11 protein-coding genes are annotated in these 13,174 nt (G+C 29.2%); 9 read left to right on the forward strand and 2 right to left on the reverse strand.

Annotated elements, in window-relative coordinates:
* Nucleotides 1-510: 510 nt before the first annotated feature.
* From CRV11_RS00005 to thiD, 8 genes are all read left to right on the forward strand, one after another.
* Nucleotides 511-1,785 (forward strand): Glu/Leu/Phe/Val family dehydrogenase, encoded by a 1,275-nt coding sequence (locus CRV11_RS00005; RefSeq protein WP_136131302.1) that lies wholly within the window; start codon nt 511-513, stop codon nt 1,783-1,785.
* Between the two features lie 441 nt (nt 1,786-2,226).
* On the forward strand, nt 2,227-4,044 hold the full coding sequence (gene thiC / locus CRV11_RS00010) for a phosphomethylpyrimidine synthase ThiC (protein ID WP_136131303.1): 1,818 nt from the start codon (nt 2,227-2,229) through the stop codon (nt 4,042-4,044).
* 5 nt (nt 4,045-4,049) lie between these two features.
* Nucleotides 4,050-4,703: a thiamine phosphate synthase gene (thiE, locus tag CRV11_RS00015; protein WP_136131304.1), complete on the forward strand. Its 654-nt coding sequence runs from the start codon at nt 4,050-4,052 to the stop codon at nt 4,701-4,703.
* 34 nt (nt 4,704-4,737) lie between these two features.
* A complete protein-coding gene (locus CRV11_RS00020) occupies nt 4,738-5,496 on the forward strand; it encodes a HesA/MoeB/ThiF family protein (protein WP_136131305.1) in 759 nt (252 codons plus the stop codon).
* A gap of 33 nt (nt 5,497-5,529) precedes the next feature.
* Nucleotides 5,530-5,730: a sulfur carrier protein ThiS gene (gene thiS / locus CRV11_RS00025; RefSeq protein ID WP_136131306.1), complete on the forward strand. Its 201-nt coding sequence runs from the start codon at nt 5,530-5,532 to the stop codon at nt 5,728-5,730.
* A gap of 3 nt (nt 5,731-5,733) precedes the next feature.
* Complete coding sequence (locus tag CRV11_RS00030; protein WP_136131307.1) at nt 5,734-6,516, forward strand: thiazole synthase; 783 nt, start codon at nt 5,734-5,736, stop codon at nt 6,514-6,516.
* A complete protein-coding gene (gene thiH / locus CRV11_RS00035) occupies nt 6,516-7,655 on the forward strand; it encodes a 2-iminoacetate synthase ThiH (protein ID WP_136131308.1) in 1,140 nt (379 codons plus the stop codon). Before CRV11_RS00030 ends, thiH begins: the two co-directional genes overlap by 1 nt.
* 91 nt (nt 7,656-7,746) lie before the next feature.
* Nucleotides 7,747-8,556, forward strand: coding sequence for a bifunctional hydroxymethylpyrimidine kinase/phosphomethylpyrimidine kinase (gene thiD, locus CRV11_RS00040; RefSeq protein WP_136131309.1), 810 nt, complete (start codon nt 7,747-7,749; stop codon nt 8,554-8,556).
* Nucleotides 8,557-8,897: 341 nt separating this feature from the next.
* Here thiD and CRV11_RS00045 read toward each other — a convergent pair whose 3' ends face one another.
* Both CRV11_RS00045 and CRV11_RS00050 read right to left on the reverse strand, forming a co-directional pair.
* Nucleotides 8,898-10,124, reverse strand: a complete 1,227-nt coding sequence (locus CRV11_RS00045) for a cupin domain-containing protein (RefSeq protein ID WP_136131310.1) — start codon at nt 10,122-10,124, stop codon at nt 8,898-8,900.
* Between the two features lie 208 nt (nt 10,125-10,332).
* A complete protein-coding gene (locus CRV11_RS00050) occupies nt 10,333-11,250 on the reverse strand; it encodes a RepB family plasmid replication initiator protein (protein WP_136131311.1) in 918 nt (305 codons plus the stop codon).
* Nucleotides 11,251-11,660: 410 nt separating this feature from the next.
* Between CRV11_RS00050 and CRV11_RS00055 the strand changes: the two genes are divergently transcribed.
* Nucleotides 11,661-13,172 (forward strand): UbiD family decarboxylase, encoded by a 1,512-nt coding sequence (locus tag CRV11_RS00055; RefSeq protein WP_136131312.1) that lies wholly within the window; start codon nt 11,661-11,663, stop codon nt 13,170-13,172.
* Nucleotides 13,173-13,174: the final 2 nt, after the last annotated feature.

Below are 13,174 nucleotides of genomic sequence, written 5' to 3' on the forward strand. Positions count from 1 at the left end.
AATATCTTAAAAAAGGAATTACTACAAAAACAATTTTTGATTGCACTGTTCCATATAATTTAAAGAATAATTTTATCAGAACTAATTTTAAAAAAATCAATCCTAGTCCATGGTTAAAAAAATAATATAAATATTATTATTATAAATATCAAAAAACATATTATGATAAATTCCACAACAATATGAATCATTGGAAATATATCATAAAATGCATTAATAAAAAATTTCACTCCAAATTTAGTATTTAAAAAAATAAAAATCATACGCAAATACAATTTAATATATAATATATAAATGTATCTAAATAATATTAATAATAAAAAGCTATTGGAATATATAAATAAAACACATTGATTTAAAAAAAAATCAATAACATAATACCAAGCATTATAAAATAATAAATTCATTAATCAGGATCTCAGTAAGATATAGACGTTAAATAGCATATCTAAATATAATTCTCATCTAGAATATGTCACAGTAAATAAATTTATTAATAAAGGTTTTTCTATGGATAAGTTATCTTATACGTCTGAAGGACGTACATCAGCTTGGTCAACTTATTTACAACAAATTGATCGCGTTACGTCATATTTAGGTAATCTTTCACGTTGGATTGATACATTAAGACATCCTAAACGTACATTAATCGTTGATATTCCTTTACAAATGGATAACGGAACCATACGCCATTTTGAAGGTTATCGAGTTCAACATAACCTTTCTAGAGGACCTGGAAAAGGAGGTATTAGGTACCATCCTAGAGTAGACTTAAATGAAGTTATGGCCCTATCAGCATGGATGACAATAAAATGTGCAGCTGTAAATCTACCTTATGGTGGTGCCAAAGGGGGTATTAGAGTTGATCCATTTAAACTATCAGAAGGTGAACTAGAACGATTAACTCGTCGTTACACTAGTGAAATAGGAATAATTATAGGACCTCAAAAAGATATACCTGCACCAGATGTAGGTACTAACAGCAAAGTAATGGCTTGGATTATGGATACTTACTCTATGAACCTAGGAAATACAGTTACAGGAGTTGTTACAGGAAAACCGATACATCTAGGGGGATCTTTAGGTAGAGAAAAAGCAACAGGAAGAGGAGTATTTATCACTGGATGTGAAGTAGCAAGCCGAGAAAATATCAATATTAAAAATGCAAGAATTGCAATACAAGGATTTGGAAATGTAGGAAGTGAAGTTGCCCGTCTATTTGAAACAGCTGGAGGGAAAGTAGTGGTCATTCAAGATCATACTGCAACTTTGTATAATAATAAGGGCATTAACATATCAGAGTTAGTAAAATGGCAAAATAAAAATAAAAATATTCTTGGTTTTCCTGAAGCAGATCCTATTGATAAAGAAGCATTTTGGGAGACCCAAATGGATATTTTAATACCGGCTGCATTAGAAGGACAAATAACTAAAGAACGTGCTGAAATTATAAGTTGTAAATTAGTTTTAGAAGGGGCTAATGGACCCACTTATCCAGATGCTGATGATGTTTTAGCAACTAGGGGTATTACAGTAGTCCCAGATGTTATATGTAATGCAGGAGGTGTTACAGTAAGTTATTTTGAGTGGGTTCAAGATATGGCTAGTTTTTTTTGGAGTGAAGACGAAATAAACAAACGTTCAGATAAAATAATGATAGATGCTATGAGTCACGTTTGGAAAAAATCTAAAGAAAAAAAATGTTCTCTACGTACAGCAGCTTATATTGTAGCATGTGAGCGTATTTTAATGGCACGTAAAGATAGAGGCATTTATCCTGGGTAAAACTAACACTGCTGTTTTATCAGCGGTGTTAAATTATATTAAATGATTTAATTAACAATTTGATATGATCTTCAAATAATAATAAACCTGTTATTAACGTAATTAATGATAAATTTTTTTCTAAAAATATTCATATTTTATTTTTTTAAAATTCATTCAAATAAAAATTATTATCCCAATAAACATCTTATCTATAGAAATTAAAATATTAAATAAACAAAAATAATCTCAATCAAAATTCTTAACAAAGACCCCATTTACAGTGAATACAGAAAATTAAATTTAATATAATGACAATAATAAATAGACTAAAATATATTAATTATCAAAGTTTAATATATTAACTATCAAATTTTAAATTAATATAATATACACATTCGTAATGTTAGTTTGTTTATTTACAATAATTGAAATTGGATTTTTTCACATAGAGAAATTAATATGATATCATCAATCAAGTCAAAATCACGTCACTATAACCGAAAACAAGCCAAATCTTTTATAAACAACATAAAAGATAATAATTTTCCTAATTCAAAAAAAATATATTTACAAGGTAAGACTGCTGATATACAAGTTCCTATGAGACAAATTTCCCAGAGTCCTACTATAATAGACAAAAACAAAAATCAAACACGTAAAAACAATGAACCAATACTGATATATGATACATCAGGACCATATGGGGATTCTACATTAAATATCAATATTAATAATGGGATAAAAAGATTTAGAAAAAATTGGATAAAAAATAGGAATGATACAGTATACAAATATACAATTGATCAAAATAATCAATGTTATCTCAATTCTCAATCAAAAAAAATATGTTTTAATGTTTTACATACACCCATTAAAGCTAAAGATGGAAAAAAAGTTACGCAAATGCAGTATGCTCGCGCTGGAATAATAACCCCAGAAATGGAGTTTATATCAATACGTGAAAATATGGGACGTCAATTCATAGAAGAAACAATTAATAAAGATAAAAACATAAAAAGCCCTCCAAAAATTACAGCTGAATTTGTTAGACAGGAAATACTGGCTGGCAGAGCTATCGTTCCAGCTAATATTAATCATCCAGAATTAGAACCAATGATCATTGGACAAAATTTTCTTGTAAAAGTTAATGCTAATATAGGTAATTCTGCTCTTAGTTCATCAATAGAAGAGGAAGTAGAAAAATTAATATGGGCTATAAAATGGGGAGCAGATACGGTCATGGATCTTTCTACTGGCAGATACATACATGAAAGTCGAGAATGGATAATACGTAATAGCCCTGTTCCAATTGGGACAGTACCTATTTACCAAGCATTAGAAAAAACTAAAGGAAAACCTGAACAACTTACTTGGTCAATTTTTAAAGAAACAATAATAGAGCAAGCAGAACAAGGTGTAGACTATTTCACTATTCACGCCGGAATTTTATCACATCATATTCCAATGACATATAATAGACTAACTGGTATAGTTTCACGTGGAGGGGCAATTATTGCTAAATGGTGTTTAGCTAATAATAAAGAAAATTTCTTATATGAGCATTTCCATGAAATTTGCGATATTTGTTCTCGCTATGATATATCAATATCACTAGGTGATGGATTAAGACCAGGATCCATACAAGATGCAAATGATCAAGCACAATTTGAAGAATTATATACTTTAGGAAATTTGACTAAAATAGCTTGGAAAAATGATGTACAAGTTATGATTGAAGGTCCTGGACATATACCAATGCACCTGATTAAACATAATATGGATGAGCAAATCAAACACTGTCATGGTGCACCATTTTACACATTAGGACCTATAACTACTGACATAGCTCCAGGATTCGATCATTTTACTTCAGGCATAGGAGCGGCACTTATAGGATGGTTTGGTTGTGCGATGTTATGTTATGTAACACCCAAAGAACACCTTGGGCTACCAAACAAAGAAGATGTTAAACAAGGTATAATAATGTACAAAATTGCTGCACATGCCGCTGATTTAGCTAAAGGACATCCAACTGCACAAATGAGAGATAATGCACTATCAAAAGCTCGTTTTGAATTTAGATGGGAAGATCAATTAAATTTAGCAATTGACCCTTTTACTGCTAGATCATATCACAACGAAACTTCCAATAACAAATATAATGAATTAGTTGATTTCTGCTCTATGTGTGGACCTAAATTTTGTTCAATGAGAATATCTCAAGAAATTCGTCACTGTATGAAGAAAAATAATATAAACCAAATAAATGAAGAATAAATAACATGCATATTAATAAAAAATTTGCGCTAGTTCCACATAGATTAGGTCTTTATCCAATAGTTGATTCTTTAATATGGTTGCAACGTTTATTAGATTTAGGTATTACTACAATACAATTACGCATTAAAAACTCGGCAGAAGAACATTTACATAAAACAATTATGTCAGCAGTAGAATTAGGAAACCATTATAATATCAGATTATTTATTAATGACTATTGGAAACTAGCTATTAAGTATAAAGCTTACGGAGTTCATTTAGGACAAGAAGATATGTATAACGCAGATCCTGATAAAATATCAAAAGCAGGATTAAAACTAGGATTATCAACACATTCTGAAATAGAGTTATCAAAAGCTTTATCTTGGCAGCCTTCTTATATCAGTTTAGGACATATATTCCCCACCAACACAAAAAAAATGTCATCAAATCCTCAAGGTTTAACAAAATTATCTCACTATACCCAAAAATTAAATAATATTTCTACTGTAGCTATAGGAGGTATCAATTTAAATAATATAGAAAAGGTTTTAGATTGTGGTGTAGGAGGTATATCTTTAATAAGTGCTATAATAAATGCACAAGATTGGCATATAGCTACAATTAAATTATTAGAAACTATTACAAAATGGGAACAGAAACATATGATTAAATAAATTATGGTTTTAATTATATTCAAGGATAAAATAAATGCTTGATAATAATTCTTTTTTACGTTACAGCAGACAACTATTATTAGATGAAATAGGTTTAAATGGACAAACTTTATTAAGTTGTTCTACAGTTCTTGTAGTAGGTTTAGGAGGTTTAGGTTCTCCAGCTGTTCTTTATCTTGCAGCTGCTGGAATAGGTAAGTTAATAATTGCAGATAATGATAAACTAAATATAACTAATTTGCAAAGACAAATACTATACAATACTAATGAAATTGGAAAATTAAAAGTAAATTTAGCACAAAAGAAATTAGTTAATCTTAATCCTGACGGGTGCTATATTTCTCTAAAAGATAAAATAAATAATTCTTATTTAGATAAATACGTAAAAGATGTAAATCTAGTATTAGATTGTAGTGATAATATGATCACTAGATATAATATAAACTCAGCATGTGTACGTCATAATAAGCCACTTATTAGTGCTAGCGCAACTGGTTTTGATGGTCAAATTATAAGAATTTTACCTCCTTGGGAAAACGGTTGCTATTCTTGTTTATTTCCGGATTTGAATAAAAAAACAATTGATGATAAAAATTGTTCTTCTTTTGGAATATTAGGTCCTGTAGTAGGTTTAATGGGGACCTTGCAAGCACTTGAAGCTATTAAATTTCTATGTAATATAACAACACCTATGAGTAGTAATCAAGGAACATTATGGTTGTTTAATGGAAAATATTTGACTTGGAAAAATTTACAGTTAAGTAAAAATCCACTCTGTCCTGTTTGCGCATAAAATATTATTTCAATCATTATAGGAACGAATCAAATGCAAATTAACTTTAATGATGACGTATTAGAAATATTAGAACCAATTGATTTAAATGAACTAATTTTGAAGCAATGTGGTAATATTGATGGAATTGCAATAGCTGTTAATAACAAAATTATTACCATTAATCAATGGTCACAATATAAAATAAAAAATAACGACGAAATAGTTGTATTTCAAGCTATAGCAGGAGGTTAAAAGGTGTTTTCCATACATGATACTAATTTTCAATCAAGATTATTTATTGGTACAGGAAAATTCTCTAATAATGAATTAATGCTAAAGTCTATTTATGCATCTGGCAGTGAATTAGTTACATTGGCAATGCGCAGATTGAAGTTAAATAATAATGATGATTATTTTTTAAAAGCTCTTAATAAAACAGGTCTGCGATTATTACCTAATACCTCTGGTGCTAAAACAGCTGAAGAAGCAATTTTTGCTGCTCGTTTAGCTAAAGAAGCATTAAACACTTGTTGGATAAAATTAGAGATCCATCCAGATATACAATATTTGCTTCCTGATCCTATAGAAACTTTGAAGGCAGCTAACAATTTAGTAAAAGAAGGTTTTGTAGTTCTACCTTATTGCACAGCTGATCCTTTGTTATGTAGAAGATTAGTAGAAGCAGGTTGTTCTGCTGTCATGCCCCTGGGATCGCCAATTGGATCGAATCAAGGATTACAAACCAAAGAGTTTTTGCAAATCATTATTGAACAAACAAAAGTTCCTGTAATAATTGATGCTGGTATTGGTACTCCTAGTCAAGCTGTAGAAGCATTAGAAATAGGAGCTGACGCGGTAATGATAAATACTGCTATTGCTACTGCAAAAGATCCTATTACTATGGCAAAAGCATTTAAATTAGCAGTTCTAACAGGAGAATTGGCTCAAAAAGGAGGATTGGGTGTGATAGATCATAAAGCTAATTCTACTAGCCCATTAACTGAATTTTTATTTGATAAAACAACAAAGAAAAAATAATGGAAAGTTTTGCTAATCATTGGAATAAAATTCACTGGCATAATTTGGATTATCACATCAATAGTCAAAATGAACAAGACGTAAAAATAGCGCTTAAATCAAAAAAAATTAATTTACAAGAAATGAGTGCTTTATTATCTCCTGCTGCTAAAAATCATATTGAACTTTTAGCAAATAAAGCTAAACAATTAACGCGTAAAAGATTTGGGAATGTCGTAAATTTTTATTTGCCTCTCTATCTTTCTAATGTATGTTCAAACGAATGTACATATTGTGGTTTTTCAGTTAGCAACCGCATTAAAAGAAAAATACTTAATAAAAAAGAAATTATTAGAGAATGTGAAGCAATACGTAATAAAGGTATTAGTCATTTATTATTAGTGACAGGAGAACATACTAAAAAAGTTGGGATAGAATATTTTCGAAGATATTTACCATTAATAAGAAAATATTGTAGTTTATTATTAATGGAAGTTCAGCCTATGTCACAAGAAGAATATGTAGAATTAAAAAATATTGGATTGGATGGAGTATTGGTATATCAGGAAACATATGATGTTATTAGTTACAAAAATAATCATTTACGAGGTAAAAAAAGAGATTTTTTTTGGAGATTGGAAACTCCTGAAAGATTAGCAAGAGCTGGAATAAGTAAGATTGGATTAGGTATCCTAATCGGATTATCTAATAATTGGCGAGTAGATTGTTATATGGCTGCTCAACATCTTTTGTATTTACGTAATGTATATTGGAAAAGTGATTACTCAATATCCTTTCCTCGATTACGTCCTTGCATAGGAAATAATTTATTATATTCTTGTAATAACATGGATGATATTGATCTATTGCAAGTTATGTGTGCATTTCGTTTGTTTATGCCAGAGATAGAGATTTCTCTTTCTACTAGAGAATCTCCTAATTTTAGAGATCACGTAACCCCTATTGTAGTTAATAATATTAGTGCTGGTTCCAAAACAAATCCTGGCGGTTATACTAGTGATAAAAAGGAACTAGAACAATTTACTATTTCTGATGATCGTTCTCCTCAAGAAATGTATCAGGTATTACTAGAATCAGGATTACAACCAATATGGAAAGATTGGGATATTTATCTAGGAAGGGATATTAATATCAAATAAAAAAACAATAAAATATTATAATCAATTAATTTTAATAATTAATAATATTTGGATATTAAGCAAACATTTATATCTAAATAGGGTGTTTTTTATGAAACAAACAAAGATATATAACGTATTAAGCATTGCTGGAACTGATCCTGGCAGCGGAGCAGGGATTCAAGCCGATTTAAAAACCTTCTCAGCTTTAGGAGTATATGGAACTACGGTTATTACTGCATTAACAGCACAAAATACATGTGGGATACAATCGATATATCCAGTAACTTCATCGTTTGTTGCTGAACAATTAGAATCAATATTCAGTGATATACAAATTCATAGTATTAAAATTGGTTTGTTAAGTAAAACAAGCATTATTAAAGTAATAATAAAAAACATTTATAAATATCAAGTACCTTGGATAATTTTAGATACTGTTATAACAAGTAGTAGTGGATATAAGTTTCTAACTAATAATACAATTAAAACAATAAAAAACAAACTTTTACCTGTTGTATCAATTATTACTCCAAACCTCAATGAAGCAGCTTTATTATTAAATACTACATTAGCAAAAAATGAACAACAAATTATTAGTCAGGGCAAAGAATTATTATTATTAGGTTGTAAAGCAGTAATAATGAAAGGAGGTCATTTTCCAGGAAAATCAAGTCCTGACTGGTTTATATCCCCCGATAAAGTAATTAAAATCAATAGTAGTAGAATTAACACAAAAAATACGCACGGAACTGGATGTGCTTTATCAGCAGCAATAGCAGCAAAGATACCTCAATGTAAAGATTTGTTTCAAGCATGTAAATTCGCCAAAATATGGCTGCATAAGGCATTAATGTACGGGAACAAATTATCAATAGGTAAAGGTAACGGCCCTGTGCACCATTTTTATCAATGGTGGTGAAATTGAAAAAAATATTAATAAACATTTAAATAGAAAACCTTATTGCCATAATGTATAATAAAAATACTACTAATATAGTATATTATTTAAAATAAATTTTGGTGGTTGTTTTATATGAATTATTGTTATAAAACAAATTTCATATGTTATCAAAATTATTGAAAATAAACATTTTTATAATGTTTATTTTTACATAACATTGCAAAAAGGCCCCTTTCTGCAATGTAATATGATAAACTAGGATAAATCCATATAAATGTGTTTTTTAATTTTAATTGAATTAATTGATACTTGTTCGTAGAAGAAATTTTAATTAATATGAAAAATAATTTTGTAATTGATTATTTAACAATAGGATTCTTTTTTACAGATAAAGAATTTATAAAATTTTTATTAAAATTTAAGTGTTGTTTAAGTAGTGAATTAGGAGTATTAGCTAACCATTGATTTAAAGAAATGTCAGCATAATAATTGCTGTTAAATAATTCTAAAAACTTCATGGTGCTTTCTCCTGTATTTTCAATATAATGCCCCATGGCGAAAGGAACATACCCAACATCTCCAGCTCTATAGTCAAAAGTTCTAGAGTGACCTGAAGAAGCAAATACTCCCATACGTCCCACACCTTCTATATAATACTGCCATTCATCATTATTGGGATGCCAATGTAGTTCCCTTATACCACCTGGTTCTATTTCTATTAATGCCGCTGAAATAGTTTTAGATATTAAAAAAATTGATGAATCTACAATTCTTACCTTCCCAGCAGAAGCTATAATAGGTTTTTGTGATAGCATTTTATAAGTGAATATATTGTTTGATTTTGTTGATTTATTAATAAAATTTGAAGATAAATTACCGTTTACATTTCCGGAAAAAATATACCTATCATTAGGTGATGGTAATTTGTTAAACGTTGAAGCTGAAACATTAAAGTTTTTTGCTAAAATTTCACTAGGAATGTGCTTGAACCAATCTGACAGTAAGAAAGTGCTTTCTTCATCAAAGAGACCGCTATCAAATGCTAAGATGAATTCACAACCATCTGATCCTATCCCTTGAATCGAATGCGGTATGCCTGGAGGAAAATACCAAAGGTCTCCAACTTCAACATCGTCGATGAACCAATTACCTTCATTATCTAATGCTGTTACACGTGCATTGCCATATATCATGTATGCCCATTCACTTTCTTTATGCCAATGTAATTCTCTTATACCACCGTAATTAAGACGCATATTAACTCCAGCTATAGTAGCTGCTATGCCTAATTCTCGTTGGGTAATCTGTCTTGTCCAACCTCCGCTGTACTTTCTAATATGTGCATCACTGAAAGAATAACGAAGATTTGGCAAAGTACCATTATCTGTATTAGGTGGGTTTGTTATATTCGGATTTTCTTGTTCTCTTATAAAATCTTTAGGACCTGGATCGCTTTTATATTTTTGTCTATAATGTTCTATATAATTTTTAATGCTCATATTATCCGATTTTGCTTTAGTAGCAGCTAACGCTAAAGTACTACTTAATGCAAACTTCATAAAATTTCTTCGAGAAAATTTACTCATAAATTACATTCCTTATTATTTTTATTATAGGAATAATATCAATATTTTTTTGTATTGTGTCCATTTTAAGATAAATAGGTTCATTCTAACTGGAATATACTTATAAAATAAATAATCAAATATTATTTTTATATAATATTAAATAAACATCAATAATATTTATTCAATTAAAATTTTACTTTTTTTACATCCTGAATATAGTGGATATTTAATCATCAATAATTGAATCCATACTTTCAAGATAATGAATTTTATCTAATTTTGGTATTCTTTCGTGAATTATAAAAAAAACAGATCGACCTCGTTTTACTTCAGAATAGTCTAGATAGCCTATCTTTTTTAATTGTTTCATAGCTCGTCTTACAACATAATTTTGAGTAGTAATTTTAGAAGATAAATTTAAACGCATACGTAACCTAAGAAGAGAAATAGGGATGGGATTAGTAGGTAAGCTCTCTAAAAAAGTATAAAGAGCTTGAGCAGATTCTTTCCTTTTTAAACGAGAAATAGCACGTAGATGTAATAATACTTTATGATCAAAGCTATAAAGCTCAAATAATTTCGGATCAGCTTGAATATGTACTATATCTTTTGCTCTATTATAATAAGCTGACTGAACAAGATGGGTATGATATATTTTCCCATTGCCTTCAAACGACAGAGTATTAGTTGCAATACGACGGAGGGAGGCGTCTAAACGTTTACGTAACACAGATGAAGAATTCGCAGAGGGAATGCCACACATTTTTACAAAATTTATAAAAGATAAGCTTACAGTGTTTTCTTTAACAGGATAACGAGAAAAAGACTGAATTATTCCTGCCCATGTTTTAAAGTCATTATCCATATCTAATCTGGCACCTGTAATAATAATTTTTTGATAACCTTCTGCTTTAACTAATGATAAGTTTTTTAATTCCTTTGTAGCGTCTGTAAAAGCAACAGATCCTGTTTTTCCCCTAGCCGTAGATTTTAATGTTGGAACAAACAATCCTAATCTCATTAAAGCAGCTGGTTGCACGGTATTATTTTTATTAGGGTATAATTGTACTACTTCACCGCTATTTTTATTAACTGATAGAAAAGATCTTAATAATGCCTTATTTTCATTATTTTTATCTTTCATAACTTCAATTCATCTTTTAGTGAAAAAACAACATTATAAATATCAACTATAGTGAATGTTTTTACTTATTATAGTGAATGTTTTACTAACTATAGTGAATGTTTTACTAACTATAGTGAATCCAAACATCTTTACAGCCCTTATATAATATAGCTTGCAGCATCCCTAGGATCTATTAAGGATCTATTAGGATCTATATTAGGATCACACTCGGTGCATAAGTGGATAACTTTACAAAATATTTAATATAAAAAAATAAAATACAATAAAATCAATATAATAGAAAAACAAGGATACTAAATATATTAAAATATAACAACATGTCTGTTTAAATAATTTTTACAAATTATAAATTAATAACTATTATAGTTATTAAAATCAAAAACTAGTTAAATTAGAACAAAATATAAATGAAAAAATCACAAAATAACATTAATCATCATCCAAAGCACCAAACAACAATTATTAATGATTTACGTTCTTCACTTAAAATCATAAAAAATGATTCTTTACAATATATAGAAACTAATTTTCCAATAGATCCTAAAGAGGATTTAGCAGGAGTTTATCGTCATATAGGAGCTGGAGGGACAGTAATGAGACCAACAAAAATAGGACCAGCAATGATATTCAACAATATAAAAAGATTTCCAAAATCGCGAATTTTAGTAGGCTTAATGGCTAGTAGACAAAGAGTTGGAAAAATACTAAATATCCCATATAAGAAACTAGGAATATACATGGCAAATGCCAGGAAAAATATAATTCCACCTGTAGTAATAAAAAACAATAAAGCTAAGTGTCAAGAAATAATATATAACGCTAAACAAAAATTTTTCGACATAAGAAAAATTTTGCCTACAATAACAAATACCATTAATGATGCTGGTCCTTATTTATGTTTAGGTTTAGTCTTAAGTAACGAGTATCAAAACCCTAAGAATACAAATGTTAGTATCCACAGATTATGTATGCAAAGCAAAAATGAACTATCTATTTTCTTTGCACCTGGCAGACATATTGATACTTTCCGCAAAAAAGCTGAACTTCTGGGAAAATCACTTGCTGTATCAATTAATATAGGACTAGACCCAGCCATATATATTGGAGCAGAATTTGAAGCCCCAACTGCTCCTTTTGGTTTTAACGAATTAAGTATTGCAGGAGGATTACGTAAAAAGCCAGTGGAATTGGTAAATTGTATTTCAATAAAACAAAAAGCGATAGCAAAAGCAGAAATTGTTATTGAAGGGGAAATTCTTCCTAACGTAAGAATACCAGAAAACAAAAAATTAAAAACTGGATTAGCAATGCCAGAATTTCTTGGATATACTGGCATTGCTAATCCAGCATTACCAATGATTAAAGTTAAAGCAATAACAACACGCAAAAACCCTATACTACAAACAATCATTGGTCCTGGTGAAGAACATGTAAATTTAGTAGGTATTCCTACAGAAGCTAGTATTTATTTAAGATGTGAAGAAGCAATACCTGGATTAGTAAAAAATGTTTATGCACATAGCGCAGGAGGAGGGAAACTACTTGCAATATTACAAGTCAATAAAAGAAATAAATATGATGATGGCTTGACACGTCAAGCAGCCTTAGTAGCATTATCTGTTTATCGCGAATTAAAAAACATATTTTTAATAGACGAAGATGTTGATTTATTTGATACAAATGACGTTCTATGGGCTATGCAAACAAGATATTTAAGTGAAATAGATACAATATCTATACCTGGTATTACAGGACATATTTTAGACCCATCTCAAAATTATCAGTACAATCAAAAATATCTTAAAAAAGGAATTACTACAAAAACAATTTTTGATTGCACTGTTCCATATAATTTAAAGAATAATTTTATCAGAACTAATTTTAAAAAAATCAATCCTAGTCCATGGTTAAAAAAATAATA

Source organism: Candidatus Pantoea edessiphila (genome assembly GCF_002933335.1).
Lineage (GTDB): Bacteria > Pseudomonadota > Gammaproteobacteria > Enterobacterales > Enterobacteriaceae > Pantoea_C.